Genomic DNA, 24588 nt, shown 5'->3' with positions numbered 1-24588 from the left:
CGGCTGTCAGAAGTAAACGTTGCGGGGCCGGGGAAGCCCCAGGTGATCGCGCAGAGTCGTGCCTTCATATTCGGTGCGAAAAAGGCCGCGGCGTTGCAGTTCGGGAATGACCATGTCGACGAAGTCGTTGACGCTTCCCGGGGTGTCGGGTGGCTGCACGTTGAAGCCATCCGCCGCTCCGGCGTCGATCCATTCCTCCATCTTGTCGACGATCCGCTTGGGCGTTCCGGCCATCGTGATGTGCCAGTCCTCTCCCAAAGCCAGGGTCTTGTACATGTCCTCCACGGTGAACTTGTCGGCGCGCGCGCGCTCCTGCAGCATCTTGCTGAAGTGCCCGGTGTTCCAACTGAGCTGCAGCGCTTCGACATCCAGGGGGAACGGATCGCTGATGTTCAGATGCGACAAGTCGCCAAAGAAGGGCTTCATCAAGGCGAAGCCGACGGCCGGAGTGACGAGGTCTTGTGCCTTGCGCATCTTGGCGTAGGCTTCGGCCTCGGTCTCTCCGACATACGGCATGATGCCGGGCAGAACGGAAACTTCATGTGCGCGGCCGTGCTCGGCGGCCTTGGCCTTGACCCGTTGGTAGTACTTCCGGGCACTCTCAAGAACAGGTTGCCCGGCGTAAGCGATGTGTGCGTGCCTACCCGCGAGGTTGATGGCATTGTCCGAGTCGCCTGCGGTCACGAGCACGGGTTGCCCTTGCGGCGAGCGCGGGACATCCAGGGGTCCTCGCACCTTGAAATGCTTGCCTTCGTGGGCCAGCACATGCATTTTTTTTCGATCGACATAGACGGCGTTCTGCTTGTCGACCGGAAAAGCATCATCGGCCCAGGTGTCCCAGAGCCCCTTGACCACGTCGATGTACTCGAGGGCGCGTTCGGCGCGCTCGGCGGACTCAGGTGGTTTCTCGAGGCCAAAGTTCCGCGCCTCTTCGAGGTTGTACGAAGTCACGATATTCCAGCCGGAGCGCCCGCCGCTGATCTGATCCAGCGTGGCGAACGCACGCGCTGTGGTGTAGGGTGCGCCATACGTCGTCGAAATCGTCGAGACCAGTCCGATCTTCTGGGTGTGCGTCGCGATGGCGGAGAGAACCTGCAATGGATCGTTCTTGACGACGGTGTGGCCGCGAGTTTGCGATCGTGAGTCGTCTTCGATGTAATGGGACCCGAGCACGTCGGCCATGAACACGAGATCGAACTTGCCACGTTCGGCGGCCTTGGCCACGTCAATGAACCGCCGGATATTCATCATGCTGTCGGCGGGTACTTCAGGCAGCCGCCAGGCCGCTACGTGGTAACCGTGGCGCCAGATGGACATGGCCAGCTTGATATGCTTTCTCACTTCCGATCTCCTTGAGTGGATTACAAAGACCCTTGGAAGTAGCCGTTGAAGGCTATTTCGGCCAGCGGCCTGCGCTGGCTCGGCTCCTCCTTGCCTTGTAGAAACTCCGGCAGGCCCGATTTGTCGCCCGGTTTGCCGGCGAGGATGGCAATCTCGCAGGTGAAGTCCTGCGGAATCGAGAAGAGCTGCCTGACTTTGTCCTTGTCAAAGCCTGCGACGCCGTGCGATGCCAGACCCATCCGCGATGCCTGCAAGGCGAAGTACGCCCAGGCTGCTCCCGAATCGAACGTGTGGTAGTCGGCGGGAGCGGGGGCCTCGCCAGGCTTGGTGATCATCTTGACCGCCGAAACCAGGAAAACGACTGCGCCGGCCTTCTCGCCCCACATGCGGTTGAACGGCACCAGGGTGTCCAGGCTCGCTTCCCAGACGGGCTCGCCCTTGCGTACGTAGATGAAGCGCCAGGGCTGCGAGTTGTAGCAGGATGGCGCCCATCGGGCGGCTTCGATCATGGTAAGCAGCGCCGCTTCAGACACTTCCTCGTCGGAGAACGCGCGGGGAGACCACCGGCTCAGGTAGTCCTCGGCGATTGGATAGGTCGGTGTTCTCGTGTCAGGCATGGCAAAGGGGAGCAGTTGAAAACGTTCAGCAGTAGGTATTGAGCACGAACTTCCCGGTCACCCGGGCTGCGGCGCCCAGATCTTCCGTGCGCATGACTTCGTCTCGGCCAGGCCGAGATCCGAGTCTGGCATGGCTGTGGTGATCGAAATGCCGGACACCGGAGCCTCACTTTTCCCAATGCCAGGTGTTGGCGTTCCAGGTGTTGGCGAGCACGTTCACGTTGCCTTTGAAGCCCTTGAGCCGACTGTCGGTGGCTTCTATCATGACCATCTGGAAAAGCGGCAGCATCACCAGGGCGTCCCGCATGATTTCCTGCGTCCTGAAGTAATACTCCCGGCGCTTGGGGATTTCGCTGGTTCTCAGCGCTGCGTCCATCAGCTCGTCGAGTTCAGGGTTCTGGTATTGGTAAACGTTGTATCCCGTACCGCCCTGCGCCGGGATTGACTTGCTGCCGAAGCGTTGCATGGGGTTTGGATCGCTGGCGATGTTGACGTTGGTATAGGTCAGCAGCATGTCGTACTGCGATTTGAGCCAATAATCGCCCCAGATCACGGCGCCGGGCATGTTGTTGATAGTGACCGCCACGCCGACATCCTGCCAGTTCTGCTGCAGCAGCAACTGAGTCTGTTCCTGCGTGGGGTTGCCGGCCGTCGTCGCCAGGACCAGCTCCAGGCGCTTGCCATTCTTCGCGCGGATACCGCCCGCACCGACTTTCCACCCTTCAGCCTCGAGAAGTTCCTTGGCCTTTTCCGGGTTGAATTCATGTTTGGGAAGATCGGGCTTGTAGGCCCAATTGCCACTCGGCAGATACGACTCCGTGGTGGGAGGCAGCCCGTAGTACAGCTCATCGATGACCGGCTGCTTGTCCATGGCGTAATAGAGCGCGTGACGCACCGATTTGCTGGACAGGATTTCGTTCCCTACGTTGAGCGTGATGTTCATCACGGCCGGGAGGTCGGAAATGTACACCGACTTGTTGGGCATAGCCTTCAAGCCTGCATATTTGTCCGGACCGATGCCCGACAGGCCGTAGTAGTCGACGCTGCCCGACTCGAACTGGTGGTACATGGCGTTCATGTCGGGGATGTATTTGAAGATGATTCGATCGAGGTAGGGGCCTTCGCCGAAGTGCTCCGGATTGGCCTCGACCGTCACGTGGTCGCCAGTCACGCGCTCGGCGAACTTGAATGGCCCCGTGCCGATGGGCTTGCTGTTAAGACTCGAGTTATTGGGATCGTCTGCGCTCGCTACGATGTGCTCGGGCACGATGAATGTCCACGACAACAGCGATAGATACGGCGAGAACGGCTCGGACATTGTCCAGGTCAGTTCGTGGTCGTTGACGACCTGAATTTCCTTGACATACATGTGGCCGCTCCGGTTGACGGCCTTGAATTTGGGGTTCTGGATCAGGGAGATCGTGTAGGCCACGTCGGCTGCGGTGAAAGGCTGGCCATCGTGCCACTTCACCCCCTCCCGCAGCCGGATGCGCCAACGCAACCCGTCGGCTGAAATGCCTCCATTGGCTACGGTAGGAACCTCCTTGGCGAGCCGGGGCACGAACTCGCCGTTTTCGTCAATCGCCCAGAGCGGCGAGTAGAGCGTCCACCACACGCCCTGGTCGACGGACAAACCCACGGTCAAGGGATTGAGGACCGCAGGTTCGTTCGTGTACCCAATTAGTGCCTGGCCGCCCTTTTTTGGGGCGCTTTCGGCAAAACAATGGAACGGAAACAGGCTGGCCCCCGCCAAGACTTGCAGGAGGGTGCGGCGTGTCACCGTTACGCGTACGAGTGTGTCGTCATGCATTCTGGCCTCTGGGGTAGGGTGAAGGGTGAGAAGCAATGTTCGTTATATTGAAATAACGGACGATCTGCGGTCAAAAATAAGCAAGCATCATGCCAAAAAACCGTGATTTTCTTGCATGACTTAGAGAAAGTCATTGATTTATCAAGAAAAAATTCAGATTGAAAAAATATGGAATGTTTTGGCACTGTTTTTGCTTTAATCAATAAATTGAATAAATGTATGGAATGACTAGCCCGCGTGGCTGCGTCCGCCCTCATGAGCGGACATGACCCAGCGGGTTCGGACATGCGCAGACGAACCGGGATCAACTCATCCGTGAACATGAAGACTGGAACTCAGTTATTTGCCTGCCCCGGCCCGACCAACTATCCAAGCGATGTACTGCAGGCGCTTGCCCATGAGGCCAGCGACCTGGGTGATCCGGATCTGGTGGCGGCGTTTACGCGCTCGCAACGGCGACTCAAGCAGTTGGTCGGGACGGACGAGGCGCTGCTGATGTACACCTCGTCAAGGCATGGCGCCTGGCATGCGGCGCTGACCAATCTCTTCAGTCCTGGCGATTGCGTGGTGTTCATCCATAGCGGGTTTCATGCGCAGGCCTGGTATGAGTCGGCAGGCGAGTTGGGGCTGGAGGCGCGGTTGCTGGGAACAGCCCCACGCACAGAATTTGACCCGCAGGGCTTGGCCGACTTGTTGCGCACCGATTTGGGGCATTGCATCAAGGCGGTATGCCTCGTGCACAACGAAGCGGCAACTGGAGTCGTCCAGGATCTGTCGACCGTACGCAATCTGCTCGATGAGTACGGTCATCCGGCGCTGTATCTGGTGGACGCAGTTTCGTCGATGGGCTGCATGCCCATCAATGCTGCCCGGTTCGGTGTCGACGTGCTTCCGGGAACTGGCCAAAAGGGACTGATGCTTCCCGTGGGCATGGGATTCAATACGGTGTCCGACAAGGCGATGCAGGCGCATCGGCGGGCCGGGTTCACGAAGGGCTGGTCGATTCCGGGGCAGCTTTCCCTCTATTGCCAGAGCCGCACTCACGCTTCGAATTCTGTCTCCGCGATGTATCTGCATGAGCAGCAAGGCGTGAGGGCGCTGAAATCGCTCGTCCGCAGGCATTTCGACGTGGTCGTCGCTACCGGGTTGGGCGAATTGGAGGGGTGTTCTTTTCGTATCCGGCACATGGGCGACTTCAACGCCAGCATGGTGTTCTCCGTCATTGCCTCCGTGGAGGCGGGCATGGCGCTGCTGGGAATCAAGTTCCGCAAGGGTGCCGCGCAGATTGCGGTCGACCGATTCACTGCTGAGGCGCAAGCCGCCGGCATTCAGGAAGAGGCAGCCGGATGCTGAAATTCCTTACTAAGCGGCTATGCCAATCCGCCCTGCTGCTGATCCTCGTCAGCATCATCGGGTTTTCGATCTTGCACCTGGCGCCTGGCGGCCCGCTGGGCGTCATGGGGGGAGGTAATCTTTCTGCCGAAGATATCAGCGCACTGGAACGCCAACTCGGACTCGATCAGCCGCTGCCGTTGCAATATGCATCCTGGGTTGGCCACATTGCAGTGGGTGACTGGGGGCGGTCCTACCGCGACAACGCGCCCGTGCTGGAGGCCATCGGGTCGCGCCTGGGCGCGACCTTCGAGTTGATGATCGCCGCCATCTCTCTGGCCATGTTGATCGGGATCGTGGTCGGCATCGTGTCCGCCCTGAAGAAGGATTCGTGGTTCGACGTTTCCGCGACCTCGCTGTCGATGGTGCTGATTTCCCTGCCGTCCTTCTGGCTGGGTTTCATCGTCATCTATTTCTTCTCGATCGAGCTGGGCTGGCTGCCGGCGGGCAACAGAAATTCACCGGGCGTCGACACCCTCGTCGATCGGTTATGGCATCTGGCGGCTCCGGCGTGCGTGCTGGCCATCATCATGATGGCGACATGGAGCCGGTACATGCGCGCCTCGATCATCGAGGTGCTTTCGCAGGATTTCGTCAGGACCGCGCTGGCCAAAGGCATTCCGCGCTACAGGATTCTGTTCGCGCACATCATCCGCAATGCGCTCCTGCCCATGATCGCACTTTTCGGTCTGCAGTTCCCCAGTCTGCTCGGTGGGGCACTGGTGACCGAGACGGTGTTCACCTGGCCGGGCATGGGGCGGCTGTTCCTGGATTCCATCAGTTACCGGGACTATCCAGTGGTGATGGGGATTCTGCTGCTGAGTTCGGTCATGGTGCTGCTGGGCAACCTGATCGCCGACATCCTATACGCCATCGCGGATCCCCGCATTCGCCTCGACTGATCCAAGATGAAGAGTTTCACGAGAAAAAATACTGCGCTGGTCCGGTTCTTGAGTTATCGACCAGCCATCGCCAGCCTCTTGGTGATGGGCATGCTGTTGATAGCCTGCGTATTGGTGCCGCTGCTCGTCGACATTGATGACAAGCGCATCAGCCTCAAATCGAGGTTTCTGGCGCCCCTGAGCGACGGCTTCCTGCTGGGATCGGACGAACTCGGACGAAGCGTATTGGCGCGCCTCATCACGGCAGGCCAGATTTCGCTGTCGGTCGGCCTGTTCTCCATGCTGTTGAGCACGATGATCGGGGTCACATTAGGGTTGATCGCGGGCTATTACCGGGGCGTGATTTCAGCCTTGATCATGCGGCTGGTGGACGCCATGCTTTGCTTTCCCACGATATTCCTGCTGCTCGCGTTGTCGGCCCTGATCAAACCCGGCGTGGGTTCGATCATCGTGCTAGTGGCGCTGAGCTCATGGATGGAGGTCACGCGTGTTGTCGAAGGGCAGGTCAGGTCGTTGCGTGAGCGGGACTACGTAGCGGCCTCGCGCGTGGTTGGCGCCGGCGACATGCACATCATGTTCAGGGAAATTCTGCCCAATGCCATTGGCCCCATCTTGGTGGCGGCGACGCTGACCGTGGCGCACGCCATATTGGCGGAGTCATACATCAGCTTCCTGGGCTTTGGCATACAGCCTCCAACGCCCAGTTGGGGCAACATGCTCAACAACGCTCAGTCGTCGCTGAGCTCCGCACCCTGGCTCGCTATTTTGCCTGGCGCGCTGATCGCGATATCCGTGACGTGTTTCAACTTTATCGGCGAAGGGCTGCGCATTGCCCTGGATCCGAAAGGCAGTGCCAAATGACGATGTCGGACACAGTTCTCGACGTGCAGAAGCTGAGCGTCTCCTTTGCGACAGCAAAGGGAACGATACAGCCCGTTCGCGACGTTTCATTCGCGCTGAAAAGGCGCGAAACCCTGGCCTTGGTAGGCGAGTCCGGCTCCGGAAAGAGCGTGGCCAGCCTGACGCTGATGCGGCTCATATCGCGCTCGGCGGGCTGCGCCATCTCGGGCAGTGCCCGGCTGACCGCGGGAGAGCAGTCGCTGGATCTCCTGAACGACGATATCCGAAAGATCAGTAGCGTGCGTGGCGACCGTATCTCCATGATTTTCCAGGAGCCGATGACCTCGTTGAATCCCGTGCACCGCATCGGGGACCAGATCGGCGAGGCGCTGTACTTTCACCGCAATCTGTCCCGCAAGGAACGCGGCGAGAAAGTGCTGCATCTTCTGGACCAAGTGGGCATCGTCAATCCGGCCAGGACTGCCCGGGACTATCCGCATCATTTGTCAGGCGGCATGCGGCAGCGCGTGATGATCGCCATGGCGATCGCCTGCGATCCCGATGTGTTGATCGCTGACGAGCCGACCACGGCGCTGGATGTGACCATACAGGCCCAGATCCTGGATCTGCTGCGCAAGTTGCAGGAGGTCAACAACATGGCGATGGTCTTCATCACCCACAACCTGGGGGTGGTCGCGGAAATCGCGGATCGGGTCATGGTGATGTATTGCGGCCAAGTCGTTGAGGACGCGAGCGTCATGGATCTGTTCCGGAGGCCGCTGATGCCTTATACCCAGGGGCTGCTGAGCTCCATTCCAGCCATAAGCCTCTCGGATGAACGCCCGAAACTGTATTCCATCCCGGGGAATGTCCCCGATCTGGCGAAGCTGCCGTCTGGGTGCGCCTTTGCGCCGCGATGCCGATACGTGACGGAAAGTCTTTGCACCGCCAGGGAACCGGAGGTCGAGCTCGCGACCCCGACTCGAAGGGTCCGCTGCCTGAACTGGCGCACGATCAACAACGTAGATGACGGGGAAAGCAATGAGGCCTAGGAAGTTGCTTGACGTCGTCAGCCTGACGAAGAAGTACCCCAGCAAGACCAATCTGATCGGTCGTCCGGTGGAGTTCCATACGGCTGTCAATCAGGTGTCTTTCCATGTGAACGAGGGCGAGGTCTTGAGCCTGGTCGGGGAATCGGGATCGGGCAAGTCCACTATCGGAAAATGTCTGCTCAAGGTGACCGACATGACGGAGGGCTTCATCTATTTCGATGGCCAGGACATTTCCAACCTGAAGCCGGAAGAGGCCCGGACGATGCGGCGGAATATGCAGATGATCTTCCAGGACCCGTATTCTTCGTTGAACCCCAAGCACACGGTACGGGAGATCCTGTCGTTGCCCTTGAAAGTACATCGTCTGGCCCGCACTGGTGCTGAGCGTGAGAAGCGCATCAAGGAGGTCCTGGACTTGGTCGGTATCCCTGCCGCCTATATGGAGCGGTACCCGCATGAATTCTCCGGCGGGCAGAAGCAGCGCATTGGCATTGCGCGAGCCTTGATGAGCAAGCCCAAGCTGATTATCGCTGACGAGGCCGTGTCGGCGCTGGATGTCTCAATCCAGGCTCAGGTGATCAATCTCCTGGTGCAATTGAAGAAAGAGCTGGGTTTGACGCTTCTGTTCATTTCGCACGACTTGGCGGTCGTCAACTACATATCGGATCGCGTCGCCGTGCTGTATCGGGGTGATCTGGTGGAGGTTGGCAGTGTGCACGAGGTCTACAGCCAGCCTAAACACGAGTACACCCGCCTGCTCCTGAGTTCATCGCCCTTGCCGGATCCAGCGCGCCGGCGCGGCGTCTCGGTGTGAAGCGCCGACGGAATAGAGCTGCAAATCCGAGACATGCACCTACCCACAAGAGGCAACTCATGATCCAGATCAGGACGGATATCGAAGCAGAGCGTCGCAAAGCCAGAACCGACCTCGCCGCGGCCCATCGCATCGCGTTCATGTACCGGATGTCGGAAGGCATCTTCAACCATCTGACCGCCCGGGTGCCGGGCACCGACAATCTTTACTACCAGATCCCTTTCGGGACGCATTGGTCGGAAGTCTGCGCTAGCACGTTCATGGAAGTGGATCTGGAGACAGCCGAGGTGGTCAGCGGTGAAGGCTACGTCGAGCAATCCGCTTTCGCCATCCATGCCCCCATTCATAAGGGTGTTGAGGCGGCGCAGGCGGTATTCCATACCCACATGCCTTTCAGCGCAGCGCTGTCCCGTCTGAAGGATCCCACCATCCGGCCCATCGGCCAGACCGAACTGAGCATTTTGCGTCACCTTGTTTATGACCATGAGTACACAGGGCCGGCGGTGTCGACGGACGAAGGTGACCGCTATGTGGCCCTGCTGAATCAGAATCCAGGCAAGTCCGTCGTATTGATGGCCAATCACGGCGTTCTGACGATGGGCAGCATTGCACATGCGTTCGATCGCTTGTACTACATGGAGCGCGTGGCACAGGTGCAGATGTACGCCATGTGGACCCATCGGGAGTTGCACTATATCTCGCCTGATCTGGCCGCGCGCACCAACACCACCACGCGCAAGTTGCAGCCGAACTATGGTGACAGGACCTACGCCGAGTATCACTTCGAGGCCTTGAAGCGGTATCTGACCAAGCGGCAGCCGGACTATGTCTCGTAGCTCGATCTATCTGGAACATTGTGAAAATCCATACAGCGCCGCAGATAGGCTTTGCGCACAAGACCTTGCAGCTCGAAGAGGAGTTCGCTTCCCGGAACACGGGATGGGCAAGTCGACAAATGCGAACGCGCGAAGAGATTCTGGAGCGGGCTTCGGAATTCGACGTGCTGTGCATTTCCAACCTGTGGAGAGACGATCTTCTGACGGCGATGCCTTTACTGAAGCTGGTGCAGGCCACCAGCTCCGGAACGGATCAATTTCCGCTAGCGATGTTTCAGGAACAGGGGGTGCTGCTTGCCAGCTCTCGGGGGCTCAATGCGCAGGCGGTCGCGGAACAGGTGATGGGATATCTTTTCAGCATCGCCCGCCAGCTCTATCTCGCCAGGGATCGGCAAGGCCACGAACGATGGCGCTTTCCGGTCGGCGAAAGGGCGAGCCGGGAATTTGAACTGAAGGGCCAGCGGATGCATGTCATCGGGTTTGGCAGCATTTCCCGAGAGATCAGCCGGCTTGCCCAGGCGCTGGAAATGGAGGTCGCGATCTTTTCCGGACACGTGGCTCAGCCGGAGTGGCATGGCCAGGCTCGGTGCCTGCCCATGGAGAGTCTTGCGGCCCATCTGCCGCAGGCAAGATTCGTGGTGCTGGCCAACGCGCTGACGCCGCACAGCCGGGGGATGGTGAACCGTGGCTTCCTATCCCGCATGGCGCCCGAGGCATGGTTGGTGAATGTATCGCGCGGAGCGATGGTCGATGCCGAGGCGCTCACTGCGGCCTTGCGGGACGGGTGGATTGCGGGCGCAGCGTTGGACTGTTTCGATCCCGAACCCCTCTCGCCCGGCAGCCCGTTATGGAAGATGGAGAACGTGATCATCACGAGTCATAGCGCAGGGGAAAGTGCCGCGCTGGAAGCCCGGATCATCGATGTGCTGATCGAAAATGTCAGGAGGATTCAGGCCGGAGATTTTCCTTTGGTTAACCAGATTGTTGGGCCTTGAATGATCTTCATTGCTTTACTGCCGTTGAACGCCGATGACCTCGAGGCTGTCGCGCGACGGCGGTTACTCAGGTTCCATAATGCGGCGCACGGGGGCGGCGATGTCGATACTCGCGATACGCTCGTCGAGTGCATTCGCGCGCAAGACGCGCTTGGGCTGGCAGCCGGACTATCCGGCCGGTTGGGATCGATAGTGGCGTTCGCCGCGGTACCGGTATAGCGATGGTGCCGGCTCCGAAGGCACGGTTCGTTTTCTGGGCAGAATTTTCAACTGCGCACTGTGGCGAGGCGGGCGGGGTGAGGCAGGCATTTCGTACTGGATCGAGCAGATCAAGAGCGAACTGGCCGTGACTATGCAATTGCTGGGCAGCGCCTTCGGTCCATGAGCTTGCGCAAGTCCCGTGGCGGCGCGCTGCACCTTGACAGAGGGTGAGCCGTTCGGACATCCGAAAATTTCAACACTGAAAAACTCTTTGTATCATTCGCTAAGTTGTCGAATTCAGATGGGCCTCAACTAGGGCCAAGCATTATGATCTGGGCCGACCAGCGTAGCGACTGGCTGTTTTATTTGAGGACTACATGCACTCGAACGATTCACGGCAAAGCACCATCGACGACTCCGATGGCCCGTCGACCGCCCAGCAAGGAAGCATTGGCGCGCGATTGCGCGCGCATCGCAAGCAGAAGAGGCTGTCGATCTATCAATTGTCGGAGCTATCGGGTGTGTCGGTCGGGATGATCAGCCAGATTGAGCGTGACAAGACGAATCCGTCGCTGAAACTGCTCGAGAACCTTCGTGCCGCCCTGGGCCTGACGCTCAGTGAGCTTCTGGAGGAGTACACGCCTGTCTTCAGCGGTTCTCAAGCTCCATCGGGACCGTCGGAGCCATTGGGTTTCGTGCGACGCAGGCAGGATCGGCCCCGTTTCCTTGTGGGTAAAATTCCGTTGGAAAAAGAGCTGCTTTCCCCGGGCGGGGCGGAGGGCATTGAGATGATCATCATTCACTTCCCCCCTCACAGTTCCAATCAGGATGTCATCATCATGGCAGGTCAGAAGGCGGGGGTTGTCCTGGAGGGTACTTTGCGTCTGGTCGTCAACGGCGTGACTGCCCTGCTCGAACCGGGCGACAGCTTTCAGTTCGACAGCTCGATCCCGCACAGTGTGCACAACGATTCGGCCGAATCAATGCGGGTGCTGTGGATCATTTCTCCATTCAAGCCAGCGCTGTTCTAGAGCCGCGTTGGTCTTTTGTCCCGGAGCCTGCCTGGCCAGTTGCCGGTCTGCACGTTATTTGTTCAGCTTTTCCGAAAGGCAGAAGGCCTCGCTCTTCGACATTTTCTGCTGCGACGGGCCGGCCCAAGGAATACGTTTTCTCGCCGGTCAGGCCGCCAGGGTGGTAGTCACCTTGGCAAGGAATCCATCGCATTGTCTCATCTGCTCGATACTCACGAATTCGTCCGGCTTGTGGCCTTGGTCCATGGATCCAGGGCCACATACCACGGTGGCGACACCAAGCCGCTGAGTAAACAGCCCTCCTTCCGTGCCGAAAGCAACCTTGAACGTACGCGTGGAAGGAGGTAGCAGTAAGGCAACCAGTCGGGCCGCCTCGGTCGCTGCTTCCGTGTTCAGGCCCGGATAGGCGTTCATCGTTTCAATATCGATTGCGGCTTCCGGGAAAGCGGCTTTCAGGGGCTGAACGATATGGCTCGCTTCGAGTTGGAGGCGGTCGAGGATTTCATCGGGGGCGTCTGCGGCGAGGTGCCGGATCTCGAAATCCAGTGTGCACAGTGAGGGTACGATATTCAGTGCCGTTCCGCCGCTGATCCTTCCCACGTGCAACGTGGAGTACGGGATTTCATAGTCGTCGTCGCGAGCGCCATGCCGGGCGAGATCCTCCTGGGTCCGGCGCAGGCTTCCTATGAAGTCGGTGGCCAGATGCACAGCGTTCAATGCTTTTGGAGCCAGTGCGGAGTGGCCTGCCCGCCCGCGACAGTGAGCGCGCAGTGCGAGCTTGCCCTTGTGGCCCAGGGCAATATTCATGGACGTAGGCTCGCCGATGATGCACAAGGAAGGGCGTGTGATCCGTTGCACCAGGACGTCAAGCAGGCTGTGCACGCCGACACAGCCGATTTCTTCATCGTAAGAAAGGGCTAGATGCAGCGGACGGGACAGCGGCATTTGTTTGGCCGCGATCAGGGCGTTCAAGGCGCAGGCCACATAGCCCTTCATGTCGGCCGCCCCGCGGCCATAGATGCGTCCGTCCCGTTCGGTACTTTCGAATGGGGGCACGGTCCAGTCCTGCCCTGCCACGGGAACGACGTCGGTATGCCCTGAGAGCATGATCCCAGGCTTGTCGGATGGGCCGACTACGGCATGCAGGTTTGCTTTGGTGCCAGTGTGATCGGGGACCAGTTCGCAGGGGACTCCGTGGCGCGACAGTTCGCAACGCACCCATTCGATCAGGTCCAGATTGGAACCTGAGGTAACCGTGGGGAAGCCGATGAGTGTTTTCAGATAGTCGAGGCTGCGCGAGTCGTTCATGGCCGTCACCGGAAAGAAGGGCGGAACGCACCATCCCATGGGATGACGCGCTTTGATTTTCGCACAATATATTGAATTTATGTTCAATATAAGGCGAGAAAACCTCTTGCTTTGGACGGCTCGCGATGTGCAGCCTGGCTTTCAATCCCAGGCCGGCGCGATGCCTTCCGGGCTGGCCAGGCGCTCGTTGCGGTCCAGCTTGGCGATCTCGGCCATGTCGGCCTCGCTCAGCCGGAGCTGCTGCGCCTTCAGGTTGCTTTCCAGGTTGGCCCGCTTGGTTGAGGAAGGGATCACCGCATAGCCCTGTTGTAGCGCCCAGGCCAGTGCGACCTGCGCAGGCGTGGCGTTCAGGCGCTGGGCGATCTGCTGGATGACCGGGTCCTGGATCACTTTGCCGTAGGCCAGCGTCATGTAGGAGGTGATGTGCACGCCTTGCTCGCGCGCGTACGCGGTCACGGCGCGATTCTGCAGGTAGGGGCTGACTTCGATCTGGTTGGTCGCGATGGCGTCGCGCCCGGCGATGTCGATGGCCTCGCCCAGCAGGGCGATGGTGAAGTTGGAGACGCCGAACTGGCCGGTGAGCCCCTGTTGCCTAGCCTCGGCCAGCGCGCCCAGGGTCTCGTCCAGCGGTACGGCGCCACCGGGCGAGGGCCAGTGGATCAGCGTCAGGTCGACGCGTTCGGTGCGCAGCTTGCGCAGGCTTTCCTTCAGGCTGGGGACGAGCTTGTCGGCACCCAGGCGGTCGACCCAGATCTTGGTGGTGACGAAGAGTTCGTCGCGGGCGACGCCGGATTCGGCGATCGCCTGGCCGACGTCGGCCTCGTTCTGGTAGATCTGCGCGGTGTCGATGGCGCGATAGCCCAGGTCCAGGGCGTTGCGTACGCTGTCGATGACGGTCTGGCCTTGAAGGCGGAAAGTGCCGAGGCCGAAGGCGGGAATGCTCATGGGGATTTTTCTCGTATCGAGTGGATGAACGGAACGTAAAGAGCTTACTGCGGCTGGCAGGCGAGCTCGGCGCGATCGCGGCGCGCGCCGCGACGCTCCAGCCAGCCGCTGCAGGCGGTCAGGCCGACGGCGCCCAGCACGACCAGCGCGCCCAGCCAGCCGGTGTGGCGCAGGCCGACGTGTTCGACGATACCGCCGCCGAGCCAGGCGCCGGCCGCAATGCCGAGGTTGAAGGCGGCAATGTTCAGGCCCGAGGCTACGTCCGCGGCATGCGGCGCGTATTTCTCGGCCTGGCGCACGACGTAAGCCTGCAGAGGGGGTACGTTGGCGAACGCGACGGCGCCCCACACCAGCACCGTGAGTACGACGAGCACCGGATGCGACGCGGTGACGGAAAGCACCGCTAGCACGGCGGCGAGACCGCCGAAGATGCGCAGCAGCGCCGGGATGGGGCCGATGCGGTCGGCCAGGCGGCCGCCCCAGACATTGCCCAGCGCCACCGACACGCCAAAGCCCAGCAGCACCAGGCTGACCGCGCCCGCGGAGTAGCCGGCCAGGTCCTGCAGGATGGGCGCGAGGAAGGTGAAGGCCAGGAACGAGCCGCCGTAGCCCGCCGCCGTCATTGCATAGACCAGCAGCAGGCGCGGCTGTCCGAGCACGGCGAGCTGGCGCAGCAGGCCGACCGGCGCGGGCCGGGCCAGCTTGCGCGGCAGGAGCAGGGCAGTGCCGGCGAAGGCGACGGCGCCCAGCGCGGCCACCACCAGGAAGGTGGCGCGCCAGCCCAGGTGCTGGCCGACGAAGGTGCCCAGCGGCACCCCGGTGACCAGGGCGATGGTGAGGCCGCTGAACACCAGCGAGATGGCGGCCGCGGCGCGTTCGCGCGGCACCAGGCTGGTGGCGATGACCGAGGCGACGGCGAAGAACACGCCGTGTGTCAGCCCGGTGAGCAGGCGTGCGGCAACCAGCGTGCCGTAGTCGGGCGCCAGCCAGGCGAGCGCGTTGCCGACGGTGAACACGGCCATCAGGGAAACGAGCAGCCATTTGCGCGGCACGCGGCCGGTCAATGCGGTCAGCAGGGGCGCGCCGACGGCCACGCCCAGGGCGTAGAGGCTGACCAGCAGGCCCGCGGACGGCACGCTGACGGCGAGGTCGGCGGCGATGACGGGCACGAGGCCGACGATCACGAATTCGGTGGTGCCGATGGCGAAGGCGCTCAGGGCGAGCGCCCAGAGGGCGGCAGGCATGGAAAGGCTCCGAAAGGAAAGGATGGCCGCCAGTGTCTCGTTTTTGTCTTTGTCGAAGAAGACCGGTAGGCTATAAACATTTTTGCTGAATCTGCAAAAAACATGGATACGACGCTGGACGACATGCGGATGCTGCTGGCGGTGGCCGATACCGGCACGCTGACCCGCGCGGCCGAGCGCCTGGAGCTGGCCGTCTCCGCGGTCAGCCGTGCGCTGGCCAGGCTCGAGCGCCGGCTGGGCGTGACGCTGCTGCGCCGCACCACGCGCCGCCTCGAACTCACCGAGGAAGGCGAGGCCTTCGTCGCGCAGGCGCGCGCGATCGTGGCCGCCGCCGAGGCCCTGGAGGAGCAGATGCGTCTGCGCCGCCTGCGGCCGGCCGGGCGGCTGCGGGTCGATGCGGCCAGCCCCTTCCTGCTGCACGTGGTGGTGCCGTGGCTGGCCGGCTATCGCGAACGCTACCCCGACGTGCAGCTCGAACTGGACACCAACGAAGGCATCGTCGATCTGATCGAGCGCCGCACCGACGTCGCCCTGCGCATCGGCCCGCTGGCCGATTCCAGCCTGCATGCCCGGCCGATCGGCCGTTCGCGGCTGCGGCTGGTTGCCGCACCAAGCTACCTGAGCCGCGCCGGCGCGCCGGCGGGCATCGCCGACCTGGCCGATCACGTGCGGCTGGGCTTCACGCAGCCGCGCTCGCTGAATGCCTGGCCGCTGCTGGACGAGACCGGCGCCGTCCTGCAGATCGTTCCGAGCATCGCGGCCTCCAGCGGCGAGACGCTGCTGCACATGGCGCGCGCCGGCCTGGGCATCGCCTGCCTGTCGGATTTCATGACCCGCGGCGATTGCCGCGACGGCCGTCTGGTGGAAGTGCTTGCCGATGTCCGGCAGGACGTGTTCCAGCCCATTCATGCCGTCTACTACCGCAATACGCCGCTTGCTGCGCGCATCGCGTCCTTCGTCGACTATCTGGTCGAGCGCTGGCGCGCCGAGATGCCCGCCTGATGGCAGCCCCGGGGCGCTGCCGGTGCCGCAGCGCTGTCGATTCCGTAGCGCGGAGGACTGGACGGCAACGCCACTGGCTGTCTATGCTTTACGGTTGTGTGCCAGGCATGCGCCGTTTGCGCTTTGATTGGCCTGCCCGGCACGCATGGACAGTCACCGGCGCCTGGCGCCGATTCACCCGGTGGGCCACGCCGCCGCGCAGTACGAACGCGCCGGTCTGCCGTTGCAGCCAAGGAGCGGCATGCCGCCTTCAATTCCACAAGCCATTCAGTCCGGGCTGACGCGTGCGGCGATCTTTCTCGTCGTGAAGATCGCCGCGGGCAAGGACTCCGAGAGCGCCGCCCGCGCGTTGCTGGGCGATATTCCGTCCCTGGTGCGCGCGGTCGGTTTTCGCAACGTCGACAGTGCGCTCACCTGTGTGACCGGGATCGGCTCGGACGCCTGGGATCGCCTGTTCGGCGCGCCCAGGCCGCGCGAGCTGCATCCCTTTCGCGAGATCCGCGGCGTGCACCACGCCCCGGCCACGGACGGCGATTTGCTGTTCCACATCCGTGCCACGCGCATGGATCTGTGTTTCGAACTGGCGATGCAGCTCACCGGCCGGCTGGGCGCCGCGGCGAGCGTGCTCGACGAAGTCCACGGCTTCGGCTACTTCGACCAGCGCGACCTGCTGGGTTTCGTCGACGGCACCGAGAACCCGACCGGCCAGGAAGCCATCGACGCCACCATGATCGGCGGCGAGGACGCCGCCTTCGCGGGCGGCAGCTACGTCATCGTCCAGAAGTATCTGCACGACCTGGTGGCCTGGAACGCTTTGCCGGTCGAAATGCAGGAGCGCTTCGTCGGCCGACGCAAGCTGTCCGACATCGAACTGAGCGACGAGGAAAAGCCCAGCTACGCGCACAACGCGCTGACCTCGATCACCGACGAGGACGGCGAAGAGCTGCAGATCCTGCGCGACAACATGCCGTTCGGCGACGTGGGCCAGGGCGAGTTCGGTACCTATTTCATCGGCTACGCGAAGTCGCCCACGCGCATCGAGCGCATGCTGGACAACATGTTCATCGGCGATCCGCCCGGCAACTACGATCGCCTGCTCGACTTCAGCCGCGCGGTGACGGGCACGCTGTTCTTCGTACCTTCCAGTTCGCTCATGGAAACGCTGGCCGCCGGGCAGCCGGCCGAGGCCGGCGCGCCGGCGGCGCAAACGGCGCAGCCGCCGGCCGACGGATCGCTTGGCATTGGTTCACTCAAGGATGGACATACGGCATGAACAATCTGCACAGAAAACTCGCCCCCATTTCGGACGCGGCCTGGGCCGAGATCGAGCAGGAAGCCGCGCGCACGCTCAAGCGGCACCTGGGCGGGCGCAAGGTGGTGGACGTGAATGGTCCCAAGGGATTCGACCTGTCGGCGATCGGCACCGGCCACGTGGAGCGCATCGACGGGCCGGCTGACGGCGTGCACGCCGTGCGCCGGGAAGTGCGTCCGCTGGTCGAGCTGCGCGTGCCGTTCACACTGTCGCGCCAGGCCATCGACGACGTCGAACGCGGCTCGCTCGATTCCGACTGGGAGCCGCTCAAGGAGGCCGCACGGCGCATCGCGTTCGCCGAAGACAGCGTCATCTTCGACGGCTACGTCGCCGCCGGCATCCGCGGCATCCGCGAGGAGGCCAGCAACGCCGCCGTCACCCTGCCCGCCGATGTCGCCGCCTACCCGCTCGCGGTTGCCCAGGCGGTCAGCCGGCTGCGCCTGGCCGGCGTCGAAGGCCCCTACGCGCTGGTGCTGGGGCAGAGCGCCTACACGCTCGCCAGCGGCGGCAGCGATGATGGCTATCCGATCCTGGAACACGTCGAGAGGATGGTCGAGGGCGGCGTGATCTGGGCGCCCGGCATCGAGGGCGGGCTGGTGCTGTCCACGCGCGGCGGCGATTTCGAACTGGACCTCGGGCAGGATTTCTCGATCGGTTACCAGAGCCACGACGCGGCCTCGGTCACGCTCTACCTGCAGGAGAGCCTGACGTTCCGCACCCTCACCACCGAGGCGGCGGTGCGCCTGGACAACGCACCCGCCAAGCGCTGAAGCCCTGCGCGGCGCCCCGCCGGGTGACATCATGCCAGCTCAGTCCGCAGTCTCATCCCCGGCATCGCCGAACATGTCTTCCAGACGGCGCGCCGAGAGTACGGCCAGAGTCCAGGCCTGCAGTTCTGCGTCCCCGGCCTGCGTCAGGCGCTCGTTGACCCAGGCGGGCAGGGATACGCCGAAGCGGGCCGCGAGCTGGTTGCGCAAAGTCCCCACCCGGCCCGCGCGCAGCCCCTGTTCCCGGCCTTGTCCGATGCCTTGTCGCAGGCCTTCCTGCTTTCACTTTTCAGTCCATTCGACTACACGGTCGGCGGGCATGGCGTCGCACAATCGCGGAACCTACGTACTGCGGGTAGGGTGCCATCCCCTGCGGGAAGTCGACGCAGATGTCGTGAAATCACTGTCGCATAGCGTCGACTGCGCTAGAGCGCCAGCACGAGCTTTTTTCCCTTGGCGCGCGAGCAGCAGCTCATCATCTTGCGGTTGGCGTCGCGCTCGGCGCGGGTGAGCACCACGTCGCGGTGATCGATCTCGCCCGCCAGCACGGCCACTTCGCAGGAGCCGCACAGCCCCTCCTTGCAGTCGCTCTGCACGTCGATGTTGGCCTGGCGCAGCGCGCTCAGCACGGTCTGGTCCGCGGGTACCCGAACCACCAGCCCCGAATCCTTGAGCTCCACGTCGAACGCGTGTTCCTTGCTCGGGTCGAGGGCGGCCAGGGTGGTGTGAAAGTGCTCCACGCGCAGCGTGTCCTCGGGCCAGTGGGCGCAGGTATCGGCCAGCGCCTGCAGCATGCGTTCCGGGCCGCAGGCATGGATGCGCGCGCCCGCTTCGGGCGTCGCGAGCAGCGCGGCGAAGTCGCAGCGGCGGCCTTCGTCGCCCGCATAGACATGCAGCCGCTCGCCATGCAGCGCGGCCAGCTCGTCGAGCATGGCCATGCAGCGGCGCGCGCGGCCGGCGTAGTGCAGCGTGTAGTCCATGCCCAGTTCGCGCGCGCGGCGCGCCATCGCGCTGATCGGCGTGATGCCGATGCCGCCGGCGATCAGGATCAGGCGCTGTGCGCTCTCGTCCAGGCGGAAGTGGTTGCGCGGGCCGCGGATGCGCAGCTTGTCGCCCGCCTTCAGCTCCTGGTGTATCCAGGCCGAGCCGCCGCGCCCGTCCTGCTCGTGCAGCACTGCGATCTCATAGGCGCCGCTGTCGGCCGGATCGCCGCACAGCGAGTATTGGCGCGAGCGTTCCGGGTCGCCGCATTCCACGTCGATGTGCGAGCCGGGCGTCCAGCGCGGCAGCGCGCGGCCGTCGGGCGACACCAGGCGCAGGCGCACGACGCCGTCGGCCGCGCGCGTGGCGGATTCGACCCGCACGCTGCGGGTGATGGCGTGGCGTGAAGGCTCGCCGATGCGTACGGGTGAGGTGGCGGCCAGCAGCGCCGGATCGCGGCGTTCGGGATTCTGCGCCGGGTCCCATTCCACCCACAGGTGCTCGGGGCCGCGGAACGAGGTGTTCGGCACGTAGGTGAACTGCTGCTCGGCGAGCCGCATGTGCGGCAGCCGGCGCGTGAACTCCTCCAGGAAGATCTGCATCTCCATGCGCGCGAGGTTCTTGCCCATGCACTGGTGCGAGCCATAGCCGAAGGTGAGGTGATCGCTCGCGTTGTCGCGCCGGATGTCGAAGAAGTCGGCGTCGGCGAAGTGGGCCTCGTCGTGATTGGCCGAGGACGTGACGATGAGCAGCTTGCTGCCGGCCGGCAGGGCGACGCCGCCGACCACCGCATCCCGCGTGACCAGCCGCCGCCAGGCCGCGACCGAGCCGTTGTGCCGCAGGCATTCCTCGACCGCGTTCGGAATCAGGCCGGGGTCTTCGCACAGGTCGCGCCAGGCTTGCGGATGCTGCAGCAGCAGCTTCATCGCGTTGGCCGTGGCGTTGGCGGTGGTCTCGTGCGCGGCGACGATGCCGGCCATCATCATGGAATGCAGATAGGAGTCGGTGACCACCTCGGGGTGATCCTTCTGCATGCGGATGCCGAACTGCATCCAGCCTGGCGCGTCCGGGTTCTCGCGCATCTTGGCGAGGATGCGCCCGGCGTGCTGCCAGAAGTTGCCCACTGCGTGCGCCACCGCCACCTGCTCCTGCGGCTTGGGCCGGCCCCAGGTGTTCACGGTGTGCGCGATCGAGTAGCGGCGCAGGGTGTCCATGTCGTCCTCGGGCACGCCGAGAAAATGCATGGCCACCGTCAGCGGCACTTCCCACAACATCTGGTCGACCAGGTCGGCGCGGCCGTCGTCGATGAAGCGATCCACGTACTCGCGCGCGAGCTTGCGCACCAGCGGCTCGTGGTGCTTGAGGTGCTCGGGCGTGAAGGGTTCCATCAACAGGCGGCGGCGCGGCATGTGCGCCGGCTCGTCCTCGTTGACCAGGGTGCGGTTCATCGCGTAGCCGTACGAGGCCAGCACCTGGTTGGCTTCGTCGCCGGTGGGCGTGATCTTCTCCAGCGCGATCGACGGGCTGAAGGTGAGGTTGTCGCGGAACACGGCCTTGATGTCGTCGTAGCGCGCGACCACCCAGTAGCCCAGCTTCGGACTGTAGAACACAGGCTCCTGCTCGCGCGCCCAGCGCACGTATTCGGGCGGGTCCTGCTGGTAGCCGTCGCCGAACGGATCGAACGCGGCGGCTCGCGCGCTGACGGGGCAGCCGTTGGGTGCCTGGTCGACGGCAGCGCCATGGGCGACCGGGCAGCGGGAGACGGGGGTGGTAGTGCTCATGGGGAAACCTCCAGGTGCCGCGCGTACGACACCGCATTCGGGAACGACAGCACCCGCGGCTGTATCCAGCGCCGCGGGTGAGAGGGCGTTCGGCGCTCGCCGCGCGCCCCGATCTGGAGCGGTCAATCCAGCGTGATGCCGACTTCGCGGATCAGTTGGTGCCAGCGCTGCGTCTCGCTGTCGAGGAGCGCGCGATATTCGGCCGGCGAGCTGCCGACGGGCTGTACGCCGAACTCGACGAGCCGCTGGTGCACGTCGGGCGTGTTGATCGCCCCCACGACCGCCTCGTTGAGCTGGGCGATGACGTTCTCGGGCGTACCGGCGGGCACGACCATGCCCACCTGCGCGGCGGCTTCGACACCCTGCAGGCCGAGCTCGGCAAAGGTGGGAACATCGGGCAACTGAGGCAGCCGCTCCGGGTTGGCCACGGCCACCGGGCGGACCTTGCCGCCCTGGATGAAGCCCGCACCCGCGGCCAGGTCGACCATCATGGCGGGCACCTGGCCGCCGGCGACGTCGGTGAGCGCCGGCGCCGCGCCGCGGTAGGGAACGTGGTTCATCTTCAGGCCGGCTTCCTGGATCAGCAGCTCCATCGCCAGGTGGTGCGGGCTGCCCGCGCCGGCTGAACCGTAGCTCAGGCCCGCGCCGCTCGCCTTGGCTTCGGCGAGAAAGGCCTGAGCATCCTCGGCCTGCGTACCCGGGCCCAGCACCAGGATCATCGGGAACTGGCCCATCAGCGTGACCGGCGCGAGTTCCTTCACGTCGTACGTGAGCTTGCTGTAGAGGGCCGGGTTGAACACCATCGTGCCGTTGTCGGCCGACAGCACGGTGTAGCCGTCGGGCGCGGCGCGCGCGGTCTCGGCGGCGCCGATGGCGGTGTTGCCGCCCGGCTTGTTGTCCACCAGCACATTCTGGCCGGTGCGCTGGGCCAGCGCCTGCCCGATCGTGCGGGCGAGGAAATCCGAGCCGCCGCCGGCCGGGTAGGGCACGATCCAGCGGATCTGCTTCTCGGGGAACTTGGCGTCCGCGGCGACGGCGGTGCCGGTGATCGCGGCCAGGCCAAGCAGGGCACAGCTAAAGAGTCTCTTCATGGTCCACCCAGGTTATGGTTGTGCGCTTTGCGCTTATGCGTAAATATAATACGCATTGCGTAATTGAATAATGGGGTTTTTCCCTAGACGGACTGCGGCGCCGGCAGCCACGTAGAATGGCGCCGGCACGCTGGCGTTGCAGCCGTTCTCGCTCGTCGCAGGGCGCTGCCGGGCCTGGGCATCACCCGGGCGCGGCCGCGCTGGCTTGCCCGGCCCCTGTCGCACGGTGGCTTGCGTACAGGGCTGCGGGCCCGGCGCGGTTGGCGCCCCGGATGTCCCCGTTTTCGCCGTCTCGCCGGGGCGGCCCACCGTTTCCGATCGCCGAAAGTCCCTGCCATGTCCGATGCCGTTCCTTCCTCCCCCGCCCCCCGCGCCCGTGATCGGCGCCAGCGCGTGCAGGCCGCCGAGACCGGCATCCAGGTGCTCAAGGGGCTGGCCACGCTTGGCGGACGCGCCGGCCTGAGCGCGCTCGCCACCCGCATCGGCGAGAGCCCGGCCAAGGTGCATCGGTACCTGGTCAGCCTCATGGAGGGCGGCCTCGTCGCCCAGGACGCCAGTACCCAGCAGTACTACCTGGGCACCGCCGCCATCGAGATCGGCCTGGCCGCCATGCGCCAGATCGATCCGGTGCGCTATGCCGAGGCCTCGCTCGTGCGCCTGCGCGAAAGCCTTCAGGTCACCTGCTTCATCGCCGTCATGGGCAATCTCGGGCCCACCATCCTGCGCTTCGAGGAACCGGGCCTGCCCGTCACCGTCAACGTGCGCGCCGGCTCCGTGCTGCCGGTACTGTGGTCGGCCACCGGACGCGCCTTTCTGGGCATGGCCGAAGACGCCAGCGTCGCCATGCTGGCTCAGGCCGAACTCGCGGCCGCGCCGCCGGCGCGGCGCGCCACCCTGGACCCCGACGACCCCATCGGCGCCCTGCAGCGACAGGTCCGCCAGGCCGGCTGCGCCAGCGTACGCGATACCAACCTGCCCGGCATCAGCGCCGTCGCCGCCGCGATCCACGACTACACCGGCCGCGTCGTGGCCGTCCTCACTGCGCTGGGCGCCAGCGGCGGCTTCGATGCGGGCATCGACGGCGCCAACGCGCGCGCGGTGCGCGCCGAGGTCGACGCGGTCAGCCGTGCGCTGGGGTACGAAGGCGTCGGGCCAAGGGAGGAGGCCGGGCGGGTGGGGAGCGAAGGGGCGGCGTAGCGCGTGTCGCCGTGAGAGCCAGGCCCGCCCTTGCAGCAGGCGGTATGGAACGGAGCGGCCGGCGGGCGTACGTGTTCGCGTGCGGCTATTTCAGTGATGACGCACTTGCGGATACAATCCCAGGCTTTTCGGGCCTCTAGCTCATGCCTGGTTAGAGCAGCGGACTCATAATCCGTTGGTGCCGAGTTCGACTCTCGGGGGGCCCACCAGAATTTCTGCGGGTTTGCGGGATGGGCGGGTGTCGGCCCGCGCTCCGCAAAATCCGGCTCGCTCCGCAAAACCTATTTTGTCGGGCCAACCTTGTCGCCACGGTGACCGCGCACGTACCGCTCGGTCGTTGCCACCGAGCGGTGGCCAAGCTGCTTTTGTGCTTGGCGGATATCGCCCGCCGACTCGGCTTTATCCGTGCCCGCCTTCGCGGCTGTCGCGCTCGTCGATCGCTAGCGTGTCCGCGGGTCTCTGGCCAGTTGGATAGGCAAGGTCGAGCGCCTCTTGCAGTGGCTCATCGGCTTTCTCATAGACGCGCCGATAAATATCGTCCTCGACATAAACATCGCGTCCTTTCTCGCGTGTTTTCCGCACGCCGGCGCTCGGTTTGGGGGCTGCTGTGAGTCCGATCTCACGTGCATAGTTGAAAATATGGCTGAAAGGGGCGAGCTCGCGGTTTGCGCGCACACCGCCTGCGTCGCGCCGAGCGCGCTCATGCCATGAGAGCAGTCCGATGGCGTCGTCGCGTTCGCGGCGATGAGAGCTACAGCCGGTGGCGGGCTGGCGCTGTTGTCGACCATGCGCACCTGGGCGCGGCCGGGAAGGTTATGATCGAAGCCAGATTCGACGATGGTTTGGACAAAAGAGATGGATTGGTTCCCTATAGTCTTCATTGCGTTCAAGATTCTCGTGCTGGGCGCCGGCATGTTCTTCGCCGTCAAGTGGCATCACGATCAAGGGAAGAAATAACGAAACCCGTTGTTGATCACGGCTGCGCTTCAGCGGGTTCCCAATGCGCGCCCTCACCGTCGTCTCGGCGCCGGGCGATCTGCAGGTGCTCGATTCCCTCGCGCCGAGCCAGGCGGGCGTACTCGAGTGCGATGGCGGGCGAAGCCAACTCCGCGGAAATCGGCTTCCGGGG

22 protein-coding genes and 1 tRNA gene are annotated in these 24588 nt (G+C 63.6%); 13 read left to right on the top strand and 10 right to left on the bottom strand.

Features of this window, described 5'->3' with window-relative positions; all coding sequences use genetic code 11:
* Positions 1–6: 6 nt before the first annotated feature.
* The 3 genes from FOZ76_RS10910 to FOZ76_RS10900 form a co-directional block, all read right to left on the bottom strand.
* Positions 7–1341 (bottom strand): LLM class flavin-dependent oxidoreductase, encoded by a 1335-nt coding sequence (locus FOZ76_RS10910; RefSeq protein ID WP_143948292.1) that lies wholly within the window; start codon positions 1339–1341, stop codon positions 7–9.
* Positions 1342–1361: 20 nt separating this feature from the next.
* Entirely contained in the window at positions 1362–1958 is a 597-nt protein-coding gene (locus tag FOZ76_RS10905; RefSeq protein WP_143948291.1) for a nitroreductase family protein, read from the bottom strand.
* A 166-nt stretch (positions 1959–2124) separates the two neighbouring features.
* Positions 2125–3768, bottom strand: coding sequence for a peptide ABC transporter substrate-binding protein (locus FOZ76_RS10900; RefSeq protein WP_143948290.1), 1644 nt, complete (start codon positions 3766–3768; stop codon positions 2125–2127).
* A gap of 321 nt (positions 3769–4089) precedes the next feature.
* On the opposite strand from FOZ76_RS10900, the gene FOZ76_RS10895 reads away from it, so the two are divergent.
* The 8 genes from FOZ76_RS10895 to FOZ76_RS10860 all read left to right on the top strand — a co-directional run bounded on the left by FOZ76_RS10895 (position 4090) and on the right by FOZ76_RS10860 (position 11831).
* A complete protein-coding gene (locus FOZ76_RS10895) occupies positions 4090–5121 on the top strand; it encodes a pyridoxal-phosphate-dependent aminotransferase family protein (protein ID WP_246129450.1) in 1032 nt (343 codons plus the stop codon).
* Positions 5115–6062: an ABC transporter permease gene (locus FOZ76_RS10890; RefSeq protein ID WP_143948288.1), complete on the top strand. Its 948-nt coding sequence runs from the start codon at positions 5115–5117 to the stop codon at positions 6060–6062. Before FOZ76_RS10895 ends, FOZ76_RS10890 begins: the two co-directional genes overlap by 7 nt.
* A gap of 6 nt (positions 6063–6068) precedes the next feature.
* Positions 6069–6923, top strand: a complete 855-nt coding sequence (locus tag FOZ76_RS10885) for an ABC transporter permease (RefSeq protein ID WP_143948287.1) — start codon at positions 6069–6071, stop codon at positions 6921–6923.
* The gene (locus tag FOZ76_RS10880) at positions 6920–7954 is read left to right on the top strand and encodes an ABC transporter ATP-binding protein (protein ID WP_211366198.1); all 1035 of its coding nucleotides are present in this window, start codon (positions 6920–6922) and stop codon (positions 7952–7954) included. The genes FOZ76_RS10885 and FOZ76_RS10880 overlap by 4 nt, the downstream gene beginning before the upstream one ends.
* A 4-nt stretch (positions 7955–7958) precedes the next feature.
* Complete coding sequence (locus FOZ76_RS10875; protein ID WP_170235389.1) at positions 7959–8768, top strand: ABC transporter ATP-binding protein; 810 nt, start codon at positions 7959–7961, stop codon at positions 8766–8768.
* Between the two features lie 59 nt (positions 8769–8827).
* On the top strand, positions 8828–9604 hold the full coding sequence (locus FOZ76_RS10870) for a class II aldolase/adducin family protein (RefSeq protein ID WP_143948285.1): 777 nt from the start codon (positions 8828–8830) through the stop codon (positions 9602–9604).
* A 20-nt stretch (positions 9605–9624) separates the two neighbouring features.
* The gene (locus FOZ76_RS10865) at positions 9625–10599 is read left to right on the top strand and encodes a D-2-hydroxyacid dehydrogenase (RefSeq protein ID WP_143948284.1); all 975 of its coding nucleotides are present in this window, start codon (positions 9625–9627) and stop codon (positions 10597–10599) included.
* A gap of 578 nt (positions 10600–11177) precedes the next feature.
* Positions 11178–11831 (top strand): cupin domain-containing protein, encoded by a 654-nt coding sequence (locus tag FOZ76_RS10860; protein ID WP_143948283.1) that lies wholly within the window; start codon positions 11178–11180, stop codon positions 11829–11831.
* Positions 11832–11978: 147 nt separating this feature from the next.
* On the opposite strand, the gene argE is transcribed toward FOZ76_RS10860, so the two are convergent.
* The 3 genes from argE to FOZ76_RS10845 form a co-directional block, all read right to left on the bottom strand.
* Positions 11979–13139 (bottom strand): acetylornithine deacetylase, encoded by a 1161-nt coding sequence (gene argE, locus FOZ76_RS10855; RefSeq protein WP_143948282.1) that lies wholly within the window; start codon positions 13137–13139, stop codon positions 11979–11981.
* 141 nt (positions 13140–13280) lie between these two features.
* Positions 13281–14084: a 2,5-didehydrogluconate reductase DkgB gene (gene dkgB, locus FOZ76_RS10850; RefSeq protein ID WP_143948281.1), complete on the bottom strand. Its 804-nt coding sequence runs from the start codon at positions 14082–14084 to the stop codon at positions 13281–13283.
* Positions 14085–14128: 44 nt separating this feature from the next.
* The gene (locus FOZ76_RS10845) at positions 14129–15328 is read right to left on the bottom strand and encodes an MFS transporter (protein ID WP_143948280.1); all 1200 of its coding nucleotides are present in this window, start codon (positions 15326–15328) and stop codon (positions 14129–14131) included.
* Between the two features lie 102 nt (positions 15329–15430).
* Here FOZ76_RS10845 and FOZ76_RS10840 point away from each other — a divergent pair, with 102 nt between their 5' ends.
* The 3 genes from FOZ76_RS10840 to FOZ76_RS10830 all read left to right on the top strand — a co-directional run bounded on the left by FOZ76_RS10840 (position 15431) and on the right by FOZ76_RS10830 (position 18412).
* Positions 15431–16330 (top strand): LysR family transcriptional regulator, encoded by a 900-nt coding sequence (locus FOZ76_RS10840; RefSeq protein WP_143948279.1) that lies wholly within the window; start codon positions 15431–15433, stop codon positions 16328–16330.
* Between the two features lie 241 nt (positions 16331–16571).
* Complete coding sequence (locus FOZ76_RS10835; RefSeq protein WP_143948278.1) at positions 16572–17603, top strand: Dyp-type peroxidase; 1032 nt, start codon at positions 16572–16574, stop codon at positions 17601–17603.
* The gene (locus FOZ76_RS10830) at positions 17600–18412 is read left to right on the top strand and encodes a family 1 encapsulin nanocompartment shell protein (RefSeq protein ID WP_143948277.1); all 813 of its coding nucleotides are present in this window, start codon (positions 17600–17602) and stop codon (positions 18410–18412) included. The genes FOZ76_RS10835 and FOZ76_RS10830 overlap by 4 nt, the downstream gene beginning before the upstream one ends.
* A gap of 39 nt (positions 18413–18451) precedes the next feature.
* On the opposite strand, the gene FOZ76_RS27485 is transcribed toward FOZ76_RS10830, so the two are convergent.
* From FOZ76_RS27485 to FOZ76_RS10820, 3 genes are all read right to left on the bottom strand, one after another.
* The gene (locus FOZ76_RS27485) at positions 18452–18619 is read right to left on the bottom strand and encodes a hypothetical protein (protein WP_170235388.1); all 168 of its coding nucleotides are present in this window, start codon (positions 18617–18619) and stop codon (positions 18452–18454) included.
* Between the two features lie 215 nt (positions 18620–18834).
* Positions 18835–21171, bottom strand: coding sequence for a cytochrome P450/oxidoreductase (locus FOZ76_RS10825; RefSeq protein WP_143948276.1), 2337 nt, complete (start codon positions 21169–21171; stop codon positions 18835–18837).
* 122 nt (positions 21172–21293) lie between these two features.
* Positions 21294–22262: a Bug family tripartite tricarboxylate transporter substrate binding protein gene (locus tag FOZ76_RS10820; protein WP_143948275.1), complete on the bottom strand. Its 969-nt coding sequence runs from the start codon at positions 22260–22262 to the stop codon at positions 21294–21296.
* A gap of 336 nt (positions 22263–22598) precedes the next feature.
* Here FOZ76_RS10820 and FOZ76_RS10815 point away from each other — a divergent pair, with 336 nt between their 5' ends.
* Together FOZ76_RS10815 and FOZ76_RS10810 are read left to right on the top strand one after the other, a co-directional pair.
* Complete coding sequence (locus tag FOZ76_RS10815) at positions 22599–23459, top strand: IclR family transcriptional regulator (RefSeq protein ID WP_143948274.1); 861 nt, start codon at positions 22599–22601, stop codon at positions 23457–23459.
* 130 nt (positions 23460–23589) lie between these two features.
* Positions 23590–23668: transfer RNA gene (locus tag FOZ76_RS10810), tRNA-Ile, on the top strand.
* Positions 23669–23858: 190 nt separating this feature from the next.
* Here the strand turns inward: FOZ76_RS10810 and FOZ76_RS10800 are convergent.
* Positions 23859–24134 (bottom strand): site-specific integrase, encoded by a 276-nt coding sequence (locus FOZ76_RS10800; RefSeq protein WP_143948273.1) that lies wholly within the window; start codon positions 24132–24134, stop codon positions 23859–23861.
* Positions 24135–24588: the final 454 nt, after the last annotated feature.

Origin of the sequence: Verticiella sediminum, assembly GCF_007558815.1 — a bacterium.
In the GTDB taxonomy this organism is placed as follows: Bacteria; Pseudomonadota; Gammaproteobacteria; order Burkholderiales; family Burkholderiaceae_B; genus Verticiella; species Verticiella sediminum.
This window is presented reverse-complemented; position numbering and strand designations above follow the sequence as displayed.